Source organism: Pseudomonas sp. SDO5215_S409, from assembly GCF_054071325.1.
This window is the reverse complement of the sequence record NZ_JBSVWN010000004.1, coordinates 1-21,364: the sequence shown is the minus strand read 5'-3', so window position 1 is coordinate 21,364 and position 21,364 is coordinate 1. Positions and strand designations below refer to the sequence as shown.

At 62.9% G+C, this 21,364-nt stretch carries 18 protein-coding genes; 2 read left to right on the top strand and 16 right to left on the bottom strand.

Features of this window, described 5'->3' with window-relative positions:
• Window positions 1-131: 131 nt before the first annotated feature.
• The 12 genes from hutG to hutC form a co-directional block, all read right to left on the bottom strand.
• Window positions 132-932: an N-formylglutamate deformylase gene (gene hutG, locus ACW9H9_RS02950; protein ID WP_457341519.1), complete on the bottom strand. Its 801-nt coding sequence runs from the start codon at window positions 930-932 to the stop codon at window positions 132-134.
• 11 nt (window positions 933-943) lie between these two features.
• Complete coding sequence (hutI, locus tag ACW9H9_RS02945) at window positions 944-2,149, bottom strand: imidazolonepropionase (protein WP_457341518.1); 1,206 nt, start codon at window positions 2,147-2,149, stop codon at window positions 944-946.
• A gap of 16 nt (window positions 2,150-2,165) precedes the next feature.
• Window positions 2,166-3,575, bottom strand: a complete 1,410-nt coding sequence (locus ACW9H9_RS02940) for an amino acid permease (RefSeq protein ID WP_457341517.1) — start codon at window positions 3,573-3,575, stop codon at window positions 2,166-2,168.
• 66 nt (window positions 3,576-3,641) lie between these two features.
• Complete coding sequence (gene hutH, locus ACW9H9_RS02935) at window positions 3,642-5,180, bottom strand: histidine ammonia-lyase (protein WP_457341516.1); 1,539 nt, start codon at window positions 5,178-5,180, stop codon at window positions 3,642-3,644.
• A 114-nt stretch (window positions 5,181-5,294) separates the two neighbouring features.
• Window positions 5,295-6,818, bottom strand: a complete 1,524-nt coding sequence (locus ACW9H9_RS02930; protein ID WP_457341515.1) for an HAL/PAL/TAL family ammonia-lyase — start codon at window positions 6,816-6,818, stop codon at window positions 5,295-5,297.
• A 103-nt stretch (window positions 6,819-6,921) separates the two neighbouring features.
• Window positions 6,922-7,746 (bottom strand): quaternary amine ABC transporter ATP-binding protein, encoded by an 825-nt coding sequence (locus ACW9H9_RS02925; protein ID WP_457341514.1) that lies wholly within the window; start codon window positions 7,744-7,746, stop codon window positions 6,922-6,924.
• Window positions 7,743-8,594 (bottom strand): ABC transporter permease, encoded by an 852-nt coding sequence (locus tag ACW9H9_RS02920; RefSeq protein ID WP_457341513.1) that lies wholly within the window; start codon window positions 8,592-8,594, stop codon window positions 7,743-7,745. Before ACW9H9_RS02920 ends, ACW9H9_RS02925 begins: the two co-directional genes overlap by 4 nt.
• A gap of 70 nt (window positions 8,595-8,664) precedes the next feature.
• The gene (locus ACW9H9_RS02915; protein WP_457341512.1) at window positions 8,665-9,630 is read right to left on the bottom strand and encodes an ABC transporter substrate-binding protein; all 966 of its coding nucleotides are present in this window, start codon (window positions 9,628-9,630) and stop codon (window positions 8,665-8,667) included.
• Window positions 9,627-11,081, bottom strand: a complete 1,455-nt coding sequence (locus ACW9H9_RS02910) for a purine-cytosine permease family protein (protein WP_457341511.1) — start codon at window positions 11,079-11,081, stop codon at window positions 9,627-9,629. The genes ACW9H9_RS02915 and ACW9H9_RS02910 overlap by 4 nt, the downstream gene beginning before the upstream one ends.
• An 82-nt stretch (window positions 11,082-11,163) precedes the next feature.
• Window positions 11,164-12,834 carry a urocanate hydratase gene (hutU, locus tag ACW9H9_RS02905; protein WP_457341510.1) on the bottom strand — a complete coding sequence of 557 codons (1,671 nt, stop codon included), beginning with the start codon at window positions 12,832-12,834 and terminating at the stop codon, window positions 11,164-11,166.
• Between the two features lie 333 nt (window positions 12,835-13,167).
• Window positions 13,168-13,728, bottom strand: a complete 561-nt coding sequence (locus ACW9H9_RS02900; RefSeq protein WP_457341509.1) for a HutD/Ves family protein — start codon at window positions 13,726-13,728, stop codon at window positions 13,168-13,170.
• Complete coding sequence (gene hutC, locus ACW9H9_RS02895) at window positions 13,725-14,435, bottom strand: histidine utilization repressor (protein WP_457341679.1); 711 nt, start codon at window positions 14,433-14,435, stop codon at window positions 13,725-13,727. Before hutC ends, ACW9H9_RS02900 begins: the two co-directional genes overlap by 4 nt.
• A gap of 145 nt (window positions 14,436-14,580) precedes the next feature.
• On the opposite strand from hutC, the gene ACW9H9_RS02890 reads away from it, so the two are divergent.
• Window positions 14,581-15,945, top strand: coding sequence for a formimidoylglutamate deiminase (locus ACW9H9_RS02890; RefSeq protein ID WP_457341508.1), 1,365 nt, complete (start codon window positions 14,581-14,583; stop codon window positions 15,943-15,945).
• Window positions 15,946-16,005: 60 nt separating this feature from the next.
• Here ACW9H9_RS02890 and ACW9H9_RS02885 read toward each other — a convergent pair whose 3' ends face one another.
• The 4 genes from ACW9H9_RS02885 to ACW9H9_RS02870 all read right to left on the bottom strand — a co-directional run bounded on the left by ACW9H9_RS02885 (window position 16,006) and on the right by ACW9H9_RS02870 (window position 20,606).
• Window positions 16,006-16,575, bottom strand: coding sequence for a lipocalin family protein (locus ACW9H9_RS02885; protein WP_457341507.1), 570 nt, complete (start codon window positions 16,573-16,575; stop codon window positions 16,006-16,008).
• A gap of 32 nt (window positions 16,576-16,607) precedes the next feature.
• Complete coding sequence (gene bamE / locus ACW9H9_RS02880) at window positions 16,608-16,862, bottom strand: outer membrane protein assembly factor BamE domain-containing protein (protein ID WP_457341506.1); 255 nt, start codon at window positions 16,860-16,862, stop codon at window positions 16,608-16,610.
• Window positions 16,863-17,003: 141 nt separating this feature from the next.
• The gene (locus tag ACW9H9_RS02875; protein ID WP_457341505.1) at window positions 17,004-18,014 is read right to left on the bottom strand and encodes a class 1 fructose-bisphosphatase; all 1,011 of its coding nucleotides are present in this window, start codon (window positions 18,012-18,014) and stop codon (window positions 17,004-17,006) included.
• A gap of 141 nt (window positions 18,015-18,155) precedes the next feature.
• Window positions 18,156-20,606: a glycogen/starch/alpha-glucan phosphorylase gene (locus tag ACW9H9_RS02870; protein ID WP_457341504.1), complete on the bottom strand. Its 2,451-nt coding sequence runs from the start codon at window positions 20,604-20,606 to the stop codon at window positions 18,156-18,158.
• A 223-nt stretch (window positions 20,607-20,829) separates the two neighbouring features.
• On the opposite strand from ACW9H9_RS02870, the gene ACW9H9_RS02865 reads away from it, so the two are divergent.
• Complete coding sequence (locus ACW9H9_RS02865) at window positions 20,830-21,264, top strand: YkgJ family cysteine cluster protein (protein ID WP_457341503.1); 435 nt, start codon at window positions 20,830-20,832, stop codon at window positions 21,262-21,264.
• Window positions 21,265-21,364: the final 100 nt, after the last annotated feature.

The window sequence follows — 21,364 nt, the reverse complement described above, 5'->3', positions numbered from 1 at the left end:
CACTCGGCAGTTGTTATTGTCGGCGTGGTGTCTGACGCACCGTACCCACAACCTTACCCAGCGAGCCCCCGATAAACACGAACTGTGGCGACAGGCTTTTGCACAGCGGCGACTGTAGAGTCGCCGTGCACTCAGGCGTGGTGCCGCGCGCCCCAGCCTATAAACGCCTCCAGCAATTGCTTCAACACCTCCCGCGTCGGCTCGGCCAGGTCCGGGCGATAGCGGAACGGCTCGAACTCTTCCATATAGGTGCACTGCCCCAGCTCCAGTTGCACCGCGTGGATGTTCTGCGCCGGGTTGCCGTAATGCCGGGTGATGTGGCCACCCTTGAACCGCCCGTTCAGCACATGGGTGTACTGCGGGTGCTGTGCACAGATGGCTTCCAGTTGGCTGGCCAGTTGCGGGTCGCAGGCGGCGCCGTTAAAGGTGCCGAGGTTGAAGTCCGGCAGCTTGCCGTCGAACAGGTGCGGGATCACCGAGCGAATCGAGTGCGCATCAAACAGCAACGCGTAACCGAATTGGGCCTTGAGCCGTGCCAGTTCGTTTTGCAGGGTCTGGTGATACGGCATCCACACCTGTTCCAGGTACGTCGCACGCTCGGCCTTCGACGGCTCCAGCCCTTCGCGAAACAGCGGCACGCCGTCGAATAACGTGGCCGGGTACAGGCCGGTGGTCGCGCCCACATACAGCGGTTTGTCGTCGGACGGGCGGTTCAGGTCGATCACAAAGCGCGAGTACTCGGCCGCCAGCGTGCTGGCGCCCAGCGCCTCGGCAAAGTCATACAGGGTGGGGATATGCCAGTCGGTGTCTGGCAGGCCCTGGGCCTCGGGGATCAAGCCCGCCTGCACCGCAGGCGTCAGCCGCAGGCCCGCGTGGGGCATGCTGATCAGCAGTGGCACGCGGCCTTGTTTGAATGTCAGAACCTTATCCACAACGCTACTCCTCACACAGTGACATCGGCGCCATGGCGCACGACGCGTTTATCCAGCTCGCCACCCAGCCAGTAGGCCAGGTCGGCGGGGCGATCGATCTGCCAGGCGACAAAGTCCGCCACCTTGCCCACTTCCAGCGAACCGTGGCTGTCGCCCAGGCCCAATGCCGTGGCGGCGTGTTGAGTGGCGCCGGCCAGGGCTTCTTCCGGGGTCATGCGAAACAGCGTGCAGGCCATGTTCAGCATCAGCCGCACCGAGAGCGCTGGCGACGTACCGGGGTTGAGGTCGCTGGCAATGGCGATTTTCACGCCGTGCTTGCGCAGCGCTTCCATCGGCGGCAACTGGGTTTCGCGCAAAAAGTAGAACGCGCCCGGCAGCAAGACCGCGACGGTGCCGGAAGCGGCCATGGCGATGGCGTCTTCTTCGGTCATGAACTCCAGGTGGTCCGCCGACAACGCCTGGTAGCGCGCCGCCAGGCTAGAGCCATGCAGCGATGACAGCTGCTCGGCGTGCAGCTTCACCGGCAAACCAAGCTGCTGCGCGGCGACGAACACCCGCTCCACCTGCGCCGGCGAAAACGCCAGGTATTCGCAAAAGGCGTCCACCGCGTCCACCAGCCCTTCTTGCGCCAGGGCGGGCAGCATCTGGGTGCAGATGTGGTCGATGTAGGCGTCGGCCTGGTCCGCGTATTCCGGCGGCAAGGCGTGCGCGGCCAGGCAGGTGCTGCGCACGCTTACCGGCAACTCGGCGCCGAGGCGGCGGATCACCCGCAGGATCTTGCGCTCGCTGGCCAAGTCCAGGCCGTAGCCGGACTTGATCTCCACGGTGGTCACGCCGTCACGCAGCAAACTGCGCAGGCGTTTGTGGGCGCTGGCGAACAGCTCGTCTTCGCTGGCCGCACGCGTGGCGCGCACGGTGCTGGCGATCCCGCCGCCCTTGGCCGCGATCTCGGCGTAGCTCACGCCTTCCAGGCGCTGCTCGAACTCGCCGCTGCGGTTGCCACCGAACACCGTGTGGGTGTGGCAGTCGATCAGGCCCGGGGTGACCCACGCGCCTTGCAGGTCGTGGGTGGCCGCGTAGTCCGCCTGCGGCAGCTCGGCGCGGGGGCCGATCCACTCGATCAGCGTGCCGGCCGTGACGAGGGCGGCGTCCTCGATGATCGAGTATTTGCCCTGGGCCATGGTTGCGACGTGGCAGTGTTGCCAAAGCGTTTTCATCAACGCCTCCGTTGGGTTATCGATGAGACAAAGCCGGGTCGTGATGCACCTTGGCTGCTTGCCCGGCGGCGGGTTTGACCCACAGCAGGTAGGCGATGATCAGCAGCACGATCCACACGGCACCGACCACAAGGGCGGCCTGGGTGTCGGGGAAATACCCCAGCACGCCAAATACAAACAACATGAACACGATGGCGGCCGCCGGGGCATAGGGCCAGAACGGCACCGGGAATTTCAGCTCGGCCACCTGCTCACGGGTCATCGAGCGGCGCATCGCAACCTGCGTGATCAGGATCATCAGCCACACCCACACGGTGGCGAAGGTGGCAATGGAGGCGATCAGCAAAAACACGTTTTCCGGGATCAGGTAATTGAGCACCACCCCGCCCAGCAACGCGGCGCCCATCACCACCACCGTCATCCAGGGCACGCCGTGCCGGGACAACTGCGCAAACCCCTTGGGCGCCTGCCCTTGCTGGGCCAGGCCGTACATCATGCGGCCCGCGCCGAAGATGTCGCTGTTGATCGCCGAGACAGCGGCCGAGATCACCACGATGTTCAGCACGGTGGCCGCCGAGCCGATGCCCAGGTTGTTGAAAATCTGCACGAACGGGCTGCCCTGGCTGCCGATCTGCGGCCACGGGTAGAGGGCCATCAGCACAAACAGGGTCAGCACGTAAAACAGCAGGATGCGCAGCGGCACCGCGTTGATCGCTTTGGGGATTACCCGGTGCGGGTCCTTGGCTTCACCGGCGGTGATGCCGATGATTTCGATGCCGCCAAACGCAAACATCACCACCGCAAGCGAAGCGATCAGCCCCCCCACGCCATTGGGCATGAAGCCGCCATGGGCCCACAGGTTGCTGAGGCTGGAGGCCGGTGCGTCGCCCGCCGAATGAATGCCGAACAGCAAAATGCCCAGCCCGCCGAGGATCATCGCAACGATGGCGCCGACCTTGAGCAACGACAGCCAGAACTCCATCTCGCCAAACACTTTGACGTTGCACAGGTTCAGCCCGCCGATCAGCAGCACGATGCCCAGCACCCATACCCAACGTGCCACTTCGGGAAACCAGAAGCCCATGTAAATGCCAAAGGCGGTGACGTCGGCCAGGCAGACGATGATCATTTCAAATGCGTAGGTCCAGCCCAGGATAAAACCGGCCAAGGGGCCCAGGTAGGTGCTGGCGTAGTGGCCAAAGGAGCCGGACACCGGGTTGTGCACGGCCATTTCACCCAGGGCGCGCATCACCATGAACACCGCGGCGCCACCGATCAGGTACGCCAGCAGCACAGCCGGCCCGGCCATCTGAATGGCCGAGGCAGAACCATAAAACAGCCCGGTGCCGATCGCCGACCCCAGTGCCATGAAGCGAATATGGCGGGCGGTGAGCCCGCGTTTCAAACCTTGTTCTTCCTGATGCATGTCTCGTCCCTAATTATTGTTATGAGGAAGATGCGTTCCCGCGCCGGGCGCGGGAACGCCCATGGCTCAGAGGCTCGGCAGCAGTTGCGCGGGCAACAGCGCGTTCAGGCAACGGCTGGCGAGCAGGTCGCTGGCGGCGTTGATGTCGGGGGCAAAGAAGCGGTCCTTCTCATAAAACGCCACTTTGCTGCGCAGCAGGCTGCGGGCTTGTTCCAGCTTGGGCGAGGTCTTCAGGCCGTCGCGCAGGTCCAGGCCCTGGCACGCGGCCAGCCACTCGACCGCGAGAATCCCACGGGTGTTCTCGGCCATTTCCCACAGGCGCTTGCCCGCCGCCGGTGCCATCGACACGTGGTCTTCCTGGTTGGCCGAGGTCGGCAGGCTGTCCACGCTATGGGGATGGGCCAGTGCCTTGTTCTCGCTGGCCAGGGCTGCCGCCGTCACCTGGGCGATCATGAAGCCGGAGTTCACGCCGCCATTGCCCACCAGAAACGGCGGCAATTGCGACATGTGCTTGTCCATCATCAACGAGATGCGGCGTTCGCTCAGGGAACCGATTTCGGCAATGCCCAGCGCGATGTTGTCGGCGGCCATGGCCACCGGTTCTGCGTGGAAGTTGCCGCCGGAAATCACGTCGCCTTGCGCGGCGAATACCAGCGGGTTGTCCGACACGGCGTTGGCTTCGATCACCAGCACCTCGGCGGCCTGGCGGAACTGGGTCAGGCAGGCGCCCATGACTTGCGGCTGGCAGCGCAGGGAGTACGGATCCTGGACCTTGTCGCAGTTCTGGTGCGACTGCGACACCTGGCTGCTGTCGCCCAGCAAATCGCGGTACGCGGCGGCGGCGTCGATCTGGCCACGCTGGCCACGGGCGGCGTGAATACGGGCGTCGAAAGGCGAGCGCGACCCCAGCACGGCTTCCACCGTCAGGCCGCCACAGGCCAGGGCACCGGCGAACAAATCTTCGGCTTCAAACAAGCCACGCAAGGCAAATGCGGTGGACACCTGCGTGCCGTTGAGCAGCGCCAGGCCTTCTTTGGCGGCCAGGGTCAGCGGCGTCAGCCCGGCGATTTTCAGCGCCTCGGTGGCCTCCAGCCATTCACCCTTGTAGCGCGCCTTGCCTTCGCCCAGCAGCACCAGCGACATGTGCGCCAAAGGGGCCAGGTCACCCGAGGCGCCTACCGAACCCTTGAGCGGAATGTGCGGGTACACCTGGGCGTTGATCAGGGCGATCAGCGCGTCGATCACCTGCCGACGGATCCCGGAGAACCCACGGCTCAGGCTGTTGACCTTGAGCACCATGACCAGCCGCACCAGCTCGTCGCTGATCGGCACGCCCACGCCTGCGGCATGGGACAACACCAGCGAACGCTGGAGGTTTTCCAGGTCTTCGCTGGCGATGCGGGTGGAAGCCAGCAGGCCAAAACCGGTGTTGATGCCGTAGGCGGTGCGGTTCTCGGCGAGAATCTGCTCCACACAGGCCACACTGGCTTCGATCTGCGCCGAGGCGCTGTCATCCAGGCTGAGGGTTACCGGCTGCTGGTAGATGGCTCGCAGTTGGGCAAGGCTCAGTTGGCCCGGGATCAGGTTTAGCGCAGTCACATTCATGCTCCTTTTGAGAGTGTTGTTAACTACCAGTCGCTCCGGATGCTTCCGTTATCCGCCGCTGGCCCCTTTTAAGGGCGCAGACGGCTTGGCACGCTGGTTATCGTTGGGAAAATTTCAGTGCAAATCCGGCAGCACGCGGCTCAGCAACGCCGTGTCTTTGAGCAATGCTGCGGTGGTGGCGATGTCGGGCGCCAGCCAGCGGTCCTGGTCGTACGCCGTGACGTGTTCACGCAGCAGGCGCCAGGCGGCGTCGGTGCCGGTGCCAAAGCGCTGCGCCTTGAGGAACTCGAAGGCCTGGGCCGCCAGCAGGTACTCGATGGCGAGGATCTGCGTGACGTTGTCCAGCACCTGGTACAGCTTGAGCGCGGCATTGGTGCCCATGCTCAGGTGGTCTTCCTGCAGGCCCGAGGTGACAAAATTGTCGAGCACCGCCGGTTGTGCCAACTGGCGGTTTTGCCCGCACAGCGACGCGGCGACGTACTGCACGATCATCATTCCCGAGTTGACGCCCGGGTTGCTCACCAAAAATGCGGGCAGGCCACTGACGTGCGGGTTGATCAAGCGGTCCAGGCGGCGCTCGGCCACCGAGCCGATTTCGGCCATGGCAATGGCCAACACATCGGCCGCCATCGCCACCGACTGCCCGTGCGGGTTGGCCTGGGACACCACGCGGTAGCTCTCTGGCGTGCCCAGCAGCAGCGGGTTGTCGGTGGCGCCGTTCAGTTCGGTTTCGATCTGGCGCGTGGCGTGTTCCAGCTGGTCACGGGCGGCGCCGTGGATCTGCGGGATCGAGCGGATGCTCAGCGCGTCCTGGGTGCGGATGCCCTTGCTGCTGGCGATTACTTCGCTGCCGTCGAGCAACGCACGCAGGTTGATGCCCACGTGTTGCATGCCCGGGTGCGACTTGAGGGCGATGATCTGGGCATCGAACGCGTCGATCTGACCGCGCTGGGCCTCAAAGCTCATGGCACCGATCACGTCGGCCCATTGCAGCAGGCGGTGCGCATCGTCCAGGGCCAGGCTGCTCAGGCCGGTCATGCACGGCGTGCCGTTGACCAGGCACAGGCCGTCCTTGGCGCCGAGCACCACCGGCGGCAAGCCTTCGGCGGCGAGGGCCTGGTGGGCCGGGACGATTTGCCCGCGATAACTCACGTTGCCCACGCCCAGCAAGGTCACGCCGATATGGGCCATGTGGGTCAGGTAACCCACCGATCCCTGGGACGGCACTTGCGGCGTAATGCCGTGGTTGAGCAGGCCCAGGAGCGAATGCACCACCTGGGGGTGCAGGCCGGATTTGCCGTGGCTGTAATTGATGATGGCCGCGCAGATGATGGCGCGGGTCTGTTCGTCACGCAGCACCGGGCCCACGCCGCACGCATGGCTGAGCAGGGTATTGCGCGACAGCTGGCTCAGTTGCTCACCCGCCAGCGAGACGTTGCACAGCGCGCCCAGGCCGGTGTTGACCCCATAGGCGCGTTCGCCGCTGGTGACAATGCGCTGCACGATCGCCTGGGCATTGTCGATACGCGCCCAGGCCTGGCCCGACAGTTCGAGCACCGCGCCGTGACGGGCCACGGCGACCACGTCCTGCCAACGCATCGGGGCGTCGGCGATGATGATTTTTTCAGCCTGGGACATCTCAACAAACCTCTTCATACGCACGAAAATTCTTGGGTGGCCTTACGGGCCTCATCGCGGGCGAACCCGCGAGAGGGCGCCCTGCCCGTTTACGTTTTGGGGGTCAAACCACCACCGCCCGCCGCTGGACAAAGCGGTCCACGTACTCATCCGCCGGCGAATGCAGGATCTCCTTGGGCGTGCCCACCTGGATCAACTGCCCGTCCTTCAAGATCGCAATGCGGTTGCCGATACGCACCGCCTCATCGAGGTCGTGGGTGATAAAGACGATGGTCTTGTGCAAAGTCTTTTGCAGCTCCAGCAACTGGTCCTGCATCTCGGCGCGGATCAGCGGGTCGAGCGCGCTGAAGGCTTCGTCCATCAGGATGATGTCGGTGTCGGCCGCCAGCGCCCGGGCCAGCCCCACGCGCTGGCGCATGCCGCCGGAGAGCTGGTGCGGGTATTTGTTTTCGTAGCCTTTGAGGCCCACGGTTTCGATCCAGTGCCGTGCACGTTCGCTGCACACCTGCCTGGTTTCGCCGCGCACCTTCAGGCCGTAGGCGACGTTGTCCAGCACGCTCTTGTGCGGCAGCAGGCCGAAGCTCTGGAACACCATGCTGATCTTGTGCCTACGGAACTGGCGCAGGGCGTCCATATCCAGTTGCAGGATGTCTTCGCCGTCTACCAGGATGGCGCCGCTGGTGGGGTCGATCAGGCGGTTGAAGTGGCGCACCAGGGTGGATTTGCCCGAGCCCGACAGGCCCATGATCACGAAGATCTCGCCGGTGTCCACGCTCAGGGACAGGTCATTGACGCCCACCACACAACCGGTTTGGGCGAGCACCTCATCCTTGGTCTTGCCCTGGCGGATCAGGGCCAGCGCGTCCTTGGAACGGTTGCCGAAAATCTTGAATACGTTTTTGACTTCAATCTTGCTGACGTTGCTCATTTGCTGGCCTCATGACGTGGACGACCATAGGCCTGGGTGATGCGGTCGATGACCACGGCAAGAATCACAATCGCCAGGCCCGCTTCCAGGCCACGGCCGACGTTGAGGGTCTGGATGCCCACCAACACGTCTTCCCCCAGGCCACGGGCACCGATCATCGAGGCGATCACCACCATCGACAGGGCCATCATGGTGGTCTGGTTGATCCCGGCCATGATGCTCGGCAGGGCCAGCGGCAGTTGCACGCCGAACAGCTGCTGCCAGCGGTTGGCGCCAAAGGCGTTGATGGCTTCCATGACTTCGCCGTCGACCTGGCGAATGCCAAGGTCGGTGAGACGGATCAGCGGCGGCGCGGCGTAGATCACCGTGGCGAAAATCGCCGGGACCTTGCCCAGGCCGAACAGCATCAGCACGGGAATCAGGTACACGAAGCTGGGCATGGTCTGCATGATGTCCAGCAGCGGCATGAGCACCGAACGCAGGCGGTTGCTGCGGGCCGACAGAATCCCCAGGGGAATGCCGATCAGCACCGAAATCACCGTGGCCACCATCATCAGCGCCAGGGTTTGCATCAGTTTGTCCCACAGCCCCACCGCGCCCACCAGGAACAGCAGGCCGACGATCACCGCAGTGGTCACCACTTTGCGGGTGGCATGCCAGGCCACACCGCCGACAATCGCCAACATCAGCCACCAGGGTGCCAGGCGCAGCAGGCCTTCCAGGTTGACGATGGCCCATAGCAGTGTGTCGGAGATGTGCCGAAACACATCGCCGTAGTTGGTCACCAGTGCGTCCACCCAACCGTTGACCCAGTCGGCGATGGAAAACGTAAAACTCTCAGGAAACATAATGTGCTCTCGATCCAGTGAAATGCAGCTGAACGCCCGGCGGCCGGTACTGGCCGCCGAAACATGCAACCTACAAGGCCGCGTCGATTTTCTTGGCTGCGTCGTCGCTCACCCAGGCGTGCCAGACTTCAGGATGTTCTTTGAGGAAAATTTTCGCCAGCTTTCGTGACTCGATTCGCTCTTTGGCCATGCGCCCCAGGTTCTGGTTGAGCAGGTCGATCGGCAGGTTGACCTTCTCCAGCACCGCGACCAGTTCCGGCGCCTGCTCGTGGAACGCCTTGGACAAGCCGACCTTGATACTCACGCTTTTGTCCACGCCGGGCTCTTCTGCCAGCTTCACCACATCGACCTGGCCGATCAGCGGGGTCGGCGACCAGTAGTAGAACAGGATCGGCTCACCCCGCTTGTAGCTCGACAGCACAGCGGCATCCAGTGCCGGACCGGTGCCAGGGCGGAAGTTGGTGTAGGACTTGTCCAGACCGTAGTGCTTGAGCATTTCGCTGTTGTCCAGCTCGCAGGTCCAGCCGGCCGGGCAGTTATAGAAACGCCCCTTGGAAGGCTCTTCGGCATCTTTGAACACGCCCGGGTAGTTGGCCAGGTCCGCAATGGTCTTGAGGTTCGGGGCCTTGGCTTCGAGCTTGCGCTTGGCGTCGCCCTCGATCACATAACGTGGCACATACCAGCCCTCCACAGCGCCTACCACGGGTGCGCCGACGCCGATGACCTTGCCCGCCTTCTCGGCCTTGTTCCAGACCTCGCTGCGGCCTACCCACTCCTCGGCAAACACCTGGATGTCGTTGGTGCTCAGGGCGTTTTCCATTGTGATGGAGTTGCCCGGCAGGCTGTCGGTCTTGCAGTCGTAACCGGACTCCAGAACGATCTGCATCATGTCGGTGAGCAACATGGCGCTTTCCCAGTTCAGACCGGCGAACTTCACCGGCTTGCCCGATTCGCACCATCCCGCCGCCTGAGCGGCGCCGGTGCAGGCAAGGCCCGCGCTAAACAACGTGGTCAGCAAAGTTTTGTTGATTTTCATCGTGTGGCCATCCCGTAAGTTGTTGGGGCATCGTCCTGCTCCAAAGGCAGGATCAGACTCTGTGGCACTGCGCTGTGCCATTTTTTCGCAGCCCAGTAATACAGCGCTGCGGGGACCACCAGGCCGATGATCCAGGAGATGTCCGTATCCCCAAGGCTCGCCACTAGCGGGCCCGTGTAGAAATGGGTGGAAATGAACGGCATCTGAATCAGCACGCCAAACACGTAAATGCCAATACCCATCAGGTTCCAGCGGCCGTAACGGCCGGTAGGGTCGGACAGCGCCGGAATGTCGTAGCGCTCTTTGGTGATGCAGTAGAAGTCCACCAGGTTGATCGCGCTCCACGGCGTAAAAAAGGCGAGCAGGAACAGGATGAACGCAGAAAAGTCCTTCAGAAACGAGTCCTTGCCCAACAGCGCCAGTGCGGCGGCAATCGACACCATCAGGAAGATGTACAACAGGCGCACGGCGCCAGAGATATGCCGACTGCCACGAAAGCCGCTGATGATGGTGGCGATGGACATGAAACTGCCGTAGGCATTGAGTGTGGTCACCGTGACCTTGCCAAACGCGATGCTGAAATACAGCAGCGCCGCGACCACACCGGTGCCGCCCAGGCTCACGATGAACGACACCTCGTGGTGGGCAAATTGCCCACCGGCCAGCGCCGCCGCGAACACGCCGAACACCATCGAGGCCTGTGCGCCGATCACCGAACCCAGGCCCACGGCCCAGAAGGTCTTGGAGGCCGAGGTACTGCGCGGCAGGTAGCGCGAGTAGTCCGCCACATACGGCCCGAAGGCGATTTGCCAGGAGGCCGAAAGGGAAATCGCCAGCAGGAAACTGGCGAGCGAGAAATGCTTGTTGCCCAGTAGCGCACCGATGTCGTTACCGGCCAAGAGTTTGTAGAACAGGTACACAAACGCGATCACACCCAGCACGCTGGCCACCCGGCCAATGCCGTGGATCACGCGGTAGCCGAAAATGGTAAACACCAGGATGAGCCCGGCGAACAGCACGATGCCCACCCAATCTTCGACGTGCAGCAACTGCGCCACCGCTTGCCCCGCCAGCAACGAGCCGCTGGCCGAAAAACCGATGTACATCAGGCACACCAGCACCAGCGGGATCACCGCGCCATACACGCCAAACTGCACGCGGCTGGAGATCATTTGCGGCAAGCCCAACTGCGGCCCCTGCGCCGCGTGCAGCGCCATCACCCCGCCGCCCAGCAGTTGGCCGACCAGCAAGCCGATCAACGACCAGAACACATCCCCGCCCAGCACCACGGCCAGGGCCCCGGTGACGATGGCGGTGATTTGCAGGTTGGCACCCAGCCACAGGGTGAACTGGCTCAAGAGACGTCCGTGTCGTTCCGCTTGCGGGATGTAGTCGATCGAACGCTTTTCGATCAACGGGGTGCTGCTCTCACGTACGTCGCTTGCTGCCATGGGTGTTCAACCTCTGATGGATTGTTCGCTGGGTGTTGCACCGCCCCCGGACAGGCGCTGGCAGGCCAGCGCCCTCAGGGTGTTACTTGATCATCGGCAAGTTCAGGCCCTGCTCTTTGGCGCAGTCGATGGCGATCTGGTAACCGGCATCGGCATGGCGCATCACGCCGGTGGCCGGGTCGTTGTGCAGCACGCGGGCGATGCGTTCGGCGGCTTCGTCAGTGCCGTCGCACACGATGACCATGCCCGAGTGTTGCGAGAAGCCCATGCCCACGCCGCCGCCGTGGTGCAGCGACACCCAGGTCGCGCCGCTGGCGGTGTTGAGCAAGGCGTTGAGCAGTGGCCAGTCGGACACGGCGTCGGAGCCGTCTTGCATGGCTTCGGTTTCACGGTTGGGGCTGGACACGGAGCCGGAGTCCAGGTGGTCGCGGCCGATCACCACCGGCGCCGACAGCTCGCCGCTGCGCACCATTTCGTTGAACGCCAGGCCCAGCTTGGCGCGTTGGCCCAGGCCGACCCAGCAGATACGCGCCGGCAAGCCCTGGAAGCTGATGCGCTCGCGGGCCATGTCCAGCCAGTTGTGCAGGTGGGCGTCATCCGGGATCAGTTCCTTGACCTTGGCGTCGGTCTTGTAGATGTCTTGCGCATCGCCCGACAGCGCGGCCCAGCGGAACGGGCCGATGCCACGGCAGAACAGCGGGCGGATGTAGGCCGGGACGAAACCTGGGAAATCAAAGGCGTTTTCCACGCCGACTTCCTTGGCCATCTGGCGGATGTTGTTGCCGTAGTCGAAGGTCGGGATGCCTTGCTTCTGGAAGTCCAGCATGGCTTGCACGTGCACGGCCATCGAGGCTTTGGCGGCCTTGATCACTTCGCCAGGTTCGGTCTTGGCGCGGGCGCGGTACTCGTCCCAGGTCCAGCCAGCGGGCAGGTAGCCGTTGAGCGGGTCGTGGGCGCTGGTCTGGTCGGTGACCATGTCGGGGCGCACGCCGCGCTTGATCAGCTCCGGCAGGATCTCGGCGGCGTTGCCCAGCAGCGCGATGGAAATCGCCTGGCCGGCGGCGGTGTATTTGGCGATGCGGGCCAGGGCGTCGTCCAGGTCGGTGGCTTGTTCGTCGACGTAGCGGCTGGCCAGGCGGAAATCGATGCTCACCTGCTGGCATTCGATGTTCAGCGAGCACGCACCGGCCAGGGTCGCGGCCAAAGGTTGCGCGCCGCCCATGCCGCCCAACCCGGCGGTGAGGACCCAGCGGCCCTTGAGGTTGCTGTCGTAATGCTGGCGACCGGCTTCGACGAAGGTTTCATAAGTGCCCTGCACGATGCCCTGGCTGCCGATGTAGATCCAGCTGCCTGCGGTCATCTGGCCATACATGGCCAGGCCCTTGGCGTCGAGTTCGTTGAAGTGTTCCCAACTGGCCCAGTGCGGCACCAGGTTGGAGTTGGCGATCAGCACGCGCGGGGCGTTGGCGTGGGTCTTGAACACGCCGACGGGCTTGCCCGATTGCACTAGCAGGGTTTCGTCGTCGTTGAGGTGGGTGAGGCTTTCGACGATCTGGTCGTAGCATTCCCAGTTGCGCGCAGCGCGGCCGATGCCGCCGTACACCACCAGCTCTTTGGGATTTTCGGCCACTTGCGGGTCGAGATTGTTCATCAGCATGCGCAGCGGCGCTTCAGTCAGCCAGCTTTTGGCGGTGAGCTTGTTACCGCGGGCAGCGCGGACTTCGACGTCACGAAACTTTGTAGGCTTGGTCACAACACGACTCCTTAACGATCAATCGAACAGGACGGGCGCAGAGGGTATTGGGCAGCTCTTACGCACACATCTTTACTTGTACATACAAGCATATGCAATCAGGTTGCCAACTTGAGGAATGTGTCCGGTGAATTTTCTGAAGAACCGCTAAAAGCCTTGTTGAACAAGGCTTGGCGCCGGATGAAAAATTATCGAGAGGGGGGATTGGAATCGCGGGGAAAAGGCGTACAAGGCAAGGCGTTGCGCCATGCTGGGGCATTCGGTAACAATTTGGTGCGAAAAGTGGGAACCAGCGACAAGCACCTGCGGGAGCCGCCTGAACGGCTCCCCTTTTTACCCGCGGGCGGTCAGTTCGATGACGCAGCAGCGGCCTGTGACGGCGATGTCCAAAAGGCCCGTATTGCCGTCCAGTTGCAGGCAATCGTGATGGCCCAGTACTTCGCCGAGCACCTTTACCTCATCCGCCACGCTAAACACCAGCAGGGTCTGCGCGTCGCTGAAAAACCGCTGCACCCCGTCCATCCACTGCACCCTGGCTTGATACCGCGCAGGCGAGTAGATCAGGTTGAAATCGCGAATCGGCCCGCCGATCAGGCGGCACGACACCTGGCTGTCGCCCTTGAACGGGAACGGTTGCAGGGGCAGCAAACCGCGCTGCTCCTCGCCGTCCACCGTCAGCACCATGCCCGACCCTTGCAGCACCGTGATCACCCGCTGGTAACCGGCAAAGGTCGAAAAACCACCCGACTCGCCAATGTCGGCAATCGACAGGCGCCAGCCAAAACCGTCGAGGCCTTCACCGGCGTCGCGGGTGATTTCTTCGGTGCTGCCACCGCCGTTCTTCCACGGCATGCGCACGTAATCGGCGGCGCGCCAGACCTTCACGTTGTTCATTTGCTGAAGCGTCCTTCGAGGCTGTGACGGGAACCGGGGTGGATCAGTCGGGCCGCCGTCACCGGCTGGCGGCCCGACCAGGTGCGGCGGCGGATCAACAGGCACGGCTCGCTCGGTTCGATCTGCAACAGCGTGCACTCGTCGGCATCGGCCAGGATCGCCTCGACCACGTGCTCGCCTTCGGTCAGCGGCGCAACCTGGTTCAGGTAGGCATAGGGCGTTTGCTGGGTGAAGTCTTGTTGCAGATAGTTCGGGGCGACCAGCGCGTTGACGAAGCGGTCTTCGATTTGCACCGGAATATCGTTTTCGTAATGCACGATCAGCGAATGAAACACCCGCCCGCCTTCGCGCATTTCCAGGGCCACGGCGCGCTCGGAACCGGCGGCTTCTTCGCCCAGGGTGATGACTTTGCAGGTGTGGCGGTGGCCGCGCGAGGCGATCTCGTCGGCGATGTTGTGCACTTCAAACAGGGCCGACTGGCTCTTGGGCTCGGCCACAAACGTGCCCACGCCCTGCATACGCACCAGCAGGCCTTCGGCGGTCAGTTCACGCAGGGCGCGGTTGATGGTCATGCGGCTGAAACCCAGCTGGCTGACCAGCTCGCTCTCGGACGGCACGCGGTAATGCGGCGGCCAGTTTCCGTTGAGAATCTGCTGGCTGATCATCTGTTTGACGCGGGCATACAAGGGCGCCGGACTTTCGTCCATGTGGGCAGCCAGCGGGGTGTTGGCGGGCGGAGTCGGCACGGGAAATCCTTGTAAGTGAAAAAGGTGCATAGAGTGCCGGAGTTTACCGGGCAGGCAAACGTCTGTATATGTATATACAAACAACACACGACGGGGTGCAAGAACCATGTCCGCTTTCTTTGCCGAACGCGCACTGCTGCCTAATGGATGGGCCAACGATGTACGTCTTGAGGTCGGCACCGATGGCCGACTGACAACAGTTGAGGCCAACGCCAGCGCAGACGGCGCCGAACGGCTCAGAGGCCCGCTGCTGCCGGGCATGCCCAACCTGCATTCCCACGCGTTCCAGCGCGCCATGGCGGGGCTGGCGGAGGTCGTTGGCAACCCCAACGACAGTTTCTGGACCTGGCGCGAGCTGATGTACCGGATGGTCGGCAAGATCAGCCCCGACCAACTGCACGTCATCGCCCGCCAGCTGTACATCGAAATGCTCAAGGCCGGCTACACCTCGGTGGCCGAGTTTCACTACGTGCACCACGACGTCAACGGCCAGCCGTACGCCGACCCCACGGAGCTGTCCCGGCAGATCAGCCAGGCGGCGGCCAGCAGCGGTATCGGCCTGACCTTGCTGCCGGTGCTCTACACCCACTCGGGCTTTGGCGGCCAGGCGCCCAACGACGGCCAGCGGCGTTTTATCAACAGCACCGACAACTACCTCAAACTGCAGGCCCACCTGCAACCGCTGCTGGCCGCCCAACCGGCGCAACAGCTGGGCCTGTGTTTTCACTCGCTGCGGGCCGTCACCCCGCAGCAGATCAACGCCGTGCTGGCCGCCAGCGACAAGGCGTGCCCGGTGCACATCCACATCGCCGAGCAGCAAAAAGAAGTCGACGACTGCTTGAGCTGGAGCGGCAAGCGCCCGTTGCAATGGCTGTATGACAATGTCGACGTGGACCAGCGCTGGTGCCTGGTCCACGCCACCCACGCCGACCCGCAAGAGGTCACGGCCATGGCCCGCAGCCGCGCGATCGCCGGGCTGTGCCTGACCACCGAAGCCAACCTGGGCGACGGGATTTTCCCGGCCGTGGACTTTTTGGCCCAGGGCGGGCGCCTGGGCATTGGGTCCGACAGCCATGTGTCGCTGAGTGTGGTGGAAGAATTGCGCTGGCTGGAATACGGCCAGCGCCTGCGGGACCAGCGGCGCAACCGGCTGTATCGCAGCGACCAGCCGATGGTCGGGCGCACGCTGTTTGACGCCGCGCTGGACGGTGGCACCGAGGCGTTGGGCCAGCCGATTGGTCGCTTGGAAGTGGGCAAGCGTGCCGACTGGCTGGTGCTGGACGGCAATGACCCGTACCTGGCGACAGCGACAGAAGACGCGATCTTGAACCGCTGGCTGTTCGCAGGCGGTGATCGTCAGGTGCGTGATGTGCTGGTCAACGGCCAATGGGTGATCCGCAACGGCCACCATGACGCCGAGGAAGAAAGCGCCCGGGCCTTTACCCAGGTCCTGCGTGATTTGCTGAACTGACCGACACCCCAATATCCGGTGGGAGCGGCATTGCGCGCTCCCACAGGGGTGGCTCGCGGGTTATTGCGAGGTCTTGGCCATTTGCTTGTCGGACGTACGCCAGATCAACCGAGTGGTGTCATACCCCTGCTGACGCGCGCGGCTGAGCAGGTCTTCACGGGTGTCGGCGTTGACCGTCGGCGTGCGGGACAGGATCCACATGTAGCGTCGGCTCGGGCTGCCGACGATGGCGGTCTTGTAGTCATCGCTGACGTACAGCACCCAGTAGTCACCCTTGGCAAAGCCTGGCAACAGGGCGGTAAACCAGTTGTTGAATTCCACCCAGAGCTTGTCGGTCTTGCCCGGCACTTGCGGGGTGGCGGTGCCCTTGGCCTCTTCCCATTTCCACTCAGACGTCAGGCAACGGTTGAACACCGCCATGTTGCCGTCGGGCAGCAGGGTGTAACGGGCTTCGGACTGCGCGCAATTGCGCTGGAAGTACATCGGCAGGCGGGCCAGCTCATACCAGGTGCCCTGGTAACGCTTGAGGTTGACGCTGCTGACCGTCTTGGGTTGCAAATCATCGCCAGAATGGCTGGCGCAGCCGGCCAACAACAGGCTGGCACACAGGCATAAAACAAAACGCATCATGTTCTTCTTCTCCCGCGGGCGATCGCCACGGCTTACTTCAGGCCTTGCCCGGAAAACATCAGAACTTTGTCACCGGCGTACTGCACGCTGATAAAGCTGTTTTTATCGCCCCACGTGCAACTGGACATACCCAGCGCACCGGAGCAATCGGTCGGCTTACCCAGCAGCGACTCTACCTGCGCTTTTTCCATGCCTGCCGAAAGCTTTGCGTAATTTTCCTGGGTGATCTTGCTGCACGCGGCGAGAAACACGCAGAACGTCAGTAGGGCGAGACGGCGTAACGACATGGAAAAACTCCTGAGAGACAGAGCAGCCTGGGGGTCTGCCAGAAGCTTAGAAGGGAAAAGGGGGGTCTGGTTCCCGGCGGACAAAAACAAAAAAAGCCCCGAAACGCGCAGGCGGTTCGGGGCTTTCATTAACGCAACACCTTACGCCTTGTGGTAGGCCGTCACGCGTTCAACTTCTTGCTTCGAACCCAGGAACACCGCCACGCGCTGGTGCAGGCCTTCGGGCTGGATGTCGAGGATGCGCTGGTGGCCGTCGGTGGATGCACCGCCCGCCTGCTCCACCAAAAAGGACATCGGGTTGGCTTCGTACATCAGGCGCAGCTTGCCAGGCTTGGACGGCTCGCGGCTGTCGCGTGGGTACATGAACAGGCCACCGCGGGTCAGGATGCGGTGCACGTCGGCAACCATCGCGGCCACCCAGCGCATGTTGAAGTTCTTTTCCAGCGGGCCTTCTTCGCCTTCCATCAGCTCGTTCACGTAGCGCTTGACCGGCGCTTCCCAGTGACGCTGGTTGGACATGTTGATGGCAAATTCCTGGGTGCTCTCAGGGATGGTCAGGTTTTCGTGGGTGAGCACGAAGCTGCCCATCTCGCGGTCCAGGGTGAAGCCTTTCACGCCGTCGCCCAGGGTCAGGACCAGCATGGTTTGCGGGCCGTAGATCGCGTAGCCCGCGGCGACTTGCTGGGTGCCGGGCTGCAGGAAGGCTTTTTCGTTCAGCGCTTCGTTCTGGCTCAGGTATTCGTTGGGGCAACGCAGCACGGAGAAGATGGTGCCGACGGGGGCGTTGATGTCGATGTTGGACGAACCGTCCAACGGGTCAAAGACCAACAGGTACGCGCCTTTAGGGTATTTGCCGGGGATCTGGTAGGCGTTGTCCATTTCTTCGGACGCCATGCCGGCCAGGTGACCACCCCATTCGTTGGCTTCGAGCAGGATTTCGTTGGAAATCACGTCGAGCTTCTTCTGCACTTCGCCTTGTACGTTTTCGGTGCCCATGCTGCCCAGGACGCCGCCCAATGCGCCTTTGGACACGGCGTGGCTGATTTCCTTGCAAGCACGCGCCACCACTTCGATCAGGAAGCGCAGATCGGCAGGGGTATTGTTGCTGCGGGTCTGCTCAATCAAATAGCGACTCAGGGTAACGCGGGACATGGACGGCTCCGGAGAATAGGGGGCTGAAAACCCGCGCAGTTTAGCGCGAGTCTGGGCGCATTGCCTCTTATCAGAGGATTTAAAGCCGATTGAGTTCAGGACCGGCCCCGCACGGGGCCGGCTGGCGCGCCCGGCGCCGGGTCAGTCCAGGGCTTTCCAGATCTCTGTCGCGTACTCGCGAATGGTCCGGTCCGACGAGAACCAGCCCATGCGCGCCGTGTTGAGCACCGCCGAACGCCACCAGGCCTTGGAGTCGTGCCAATGGGCTTCGACCCGGGCCTGGGCGTCCCAGTAAGAGTCGAAATCGGCGCAGACCAGGAAGCGATCATAGTTGATCAACGAGTCCACCAGCCCCGCATAACGCCCCGGGTCATCGGGCGAGAACACCCCGCCGCGAATCGCTTGCAGCACATCGTTCAAGCGGTGGGACGCGGCAATTTCGGGGCCTGCGTGGAACTCGCCCGCGTGCTTGCGCGCTTCGACCTGCTGGGCGCTGAGGCCAAAGATAAACATGTGCTCAGGCCCCACGCGCTCATGCATCTCGACGTTGGCGCCGTCCATGGTGCCGATGGTCAGCGCGCCGTTGAGGCCGAATTTCATGTTGCTGGTGCCGGACGCTTCAAAGCCTGCGGTCGAGATCTGCTCCGAGAGGTCCGCCGCCGGGATGATGCTTTCTGCCAGGCTCACGTTGTAGTTGGGCAAAAACACCACTTTGAGCAACCCGCGCACGGTGGGGTCGTTGTTCACGGTGCGGGCGATGTCGTTGGTCAGTTTGATGATCAACTTGGCCTGGTGATAACTGGCCGCTGCCTTGCCCGCGAAGATCTTCACGCGCGGCACCCAGTCGGTGCCGGGCTCGGCACGGATGGCCTGGTACAAGGCCACGGTGTGCAACAGGTTGAGCAACTGGCGTTTGTATTCGTGGATTCGTTTGACCTGCACGTCAAACATCGCCGCCGGGTTGATCGAGATGCCCAGGCGTTCGTGAATGATGTCGGCCAGTGCCCTTTTACTGTGCAGGCGCTGCTCGGCGAAGGCTTTGCGAAAGGCCTGCTTTTCGGCGAACGGCTCCAGCTCCACCAGGCGTTGTTCGGGCTTGTCCAGGATATCCGGGCCAAGCGCGTCCACCAGCATGGCTGTGAGCGGGGGGTTGGCCTGGTAGAGCCAGCGGCGAAAGGTGATGCCATTGGTTTTGTTGTTGATGCGCTCGGGGTACAGCTTGTGCAGTTCGGAGAACACCGTGCTGCGCATCAATTGGGTGTGCAGGCCCGACACGCCATTCACGCTGTGGGAACCCAGGAACGCCAGGTTGCCCATGCGCACGCGGCGGCCGTTGTCTTCTTCGATCAGCGACACGGCGCGCAGTACGTCGAAATCATGGATGCCCTTGGCCCGCAGCGAGTCGATGTGCTGGGCATTGATGAGGTAGATGATCTGCATGTGACGCGGCAGCATGCGTTCCATCAGGCCCACCGGCCAGGTTTCCAAGGCTTCGGGCAGCAGGGTGTGGTTGGTGTAGGAGAGCGTTTCAACGGTCACGTCCCACGCGGCTTCCCAAGGGATGTCGTGCAGGTCGACCAGTTGGCGCATCAACTCGGCAACGGCGATGGACGGGTGGGTGTCGTTGAGTTGGATCGAGGCGTGTTCGCCCAGGCTCAACACCGAACCGTGCATGTTCTTGTGGCGGCGCAGCAGGTCTTGCAGGGAGGCGGAGACGAAAAAATATTCCTGGCGCAGGCGCAGTTCCTGCCCCGCTTCGGTGCTGTCGGCCGGGTAAAGCACCCGGGAGATGCTTTCGGCCCGCGCCACTTCGGCCACGGCGCCCAGGTGGTCACCGGCGTTGAAGCGCTCCAGGTGCAGGTCTTCCACCGCCCGGGCCCGCCACAACCGCAGGGTGTTGACGCTGGCACCGCGCCAGCCGACCACCGGGGTGTCATAGGCCACCGCCCGCACGGTTTCGTTGGGTGACCACACCTGGATCGGCTTGCCGGAGGCGTCTTGCACGGTTTCTACGCCGCCGCCAAAGCCGATCGGGTAGATCACCTCGGCGCGCTCGAATTCCCAGGGGTTGCCAAAGTCCAGCCAGCGCTCGGTTTGCTCCTGCTGCCAGCCATCGACGATGGCCTGGCGGAACAGGCCGTGTTCATAACGGATACCGTAGCCGTGGCCCGCGATACCCAGGGTCGACATGCTTTCCATGAAACACGCCGCCAAGCGGCCCAGGCCGCCGTTGCCCAGTGCCGCGTCGGGCTCCAGCTGGCGGATGCGTTCCAGGTCCACGTCCAGCTCGGCCAACGCTTCGCGGGCAACGTCCAGGATGCCCAGGTTGCTCAGGCTGTCGAACAGCAGGCGGCCGATGAGAAATTCCAGGGAGAGGTAATACACCCGCTTCTGCCCCCGGCGGTAGATGTGCCGGGTGTGGTCCATCCAGTGGTCGACCATATGGTCGCGGGCGGCCAGTGCGATGGCTTCAAACCAGTCGTGGTCGAAGGCGTGGTCGGGGTCCTTGCCCACCGCGTAAGTGAGTTTGGTCAAGACGGCATCGCGAAATGCGGCTACCTCTGCTTCTCGTGCAAGCGGTTCCTGAGACATCGGTGCGACCTCGGGCGAGACAGTAGGAGTGGCTAGAGCCTAGTCGGTCTGACAGGCGGTAAACGCTCTGGTTCGGCAGTTTTTCACTCATTTGCGCTTTTCAGGGTTTTGATGCAGGGGCCGTGCCGACCTTCCTTTGGGCTGAAAGCTGCAAAATATTGTTCAAAAATTCATCAATCCCGGTATGATCGCGCGCCCGGATTACACCCCTCTTGGAAACCTGATGAAACCTCAACTGATCGCCGCTGCCGAACTCGACCGTCTCGAGACGTGGCAGAAATACTCCAGCCACATGTGCGGAGGCTGCGTGTCCAGCTGCTGCACGTTGCCGGTCGAGGTGAAAATCAAGGACCTGATCCGCATTGGCATCGTCGACGAGTTCGAACGCGGCGACCCGCCGAAGAACATTGCCAAGCGGTTGCAGAAAGAAGGGATCGTGGAGCGCTTCAACTCCAAGTCCGAGATCTTTACCTTGCAGCGCATGAGCAACAACGATTGCCTCTACCTGGATCGTAAGAGCCGTTTCTGCACTATTTATGACAAGCGCCCGGATACCTGCCGTAACCACCCCAAGATCGGGCCGCGGCCGGGGTATTGCGCGTATAAGCCCAAGGACGTGGTGCGCGAAACCAACACGCGCACGCTTGAGCGTTTCTGACGGACGCTCCCACGCAGAGTGTGGGTAGGACCTGTTTCCCGAGGCATAGAGTAGGAGGCGGATTCACATCCGCCGTCCTCTCACACCACCGTACGTACGG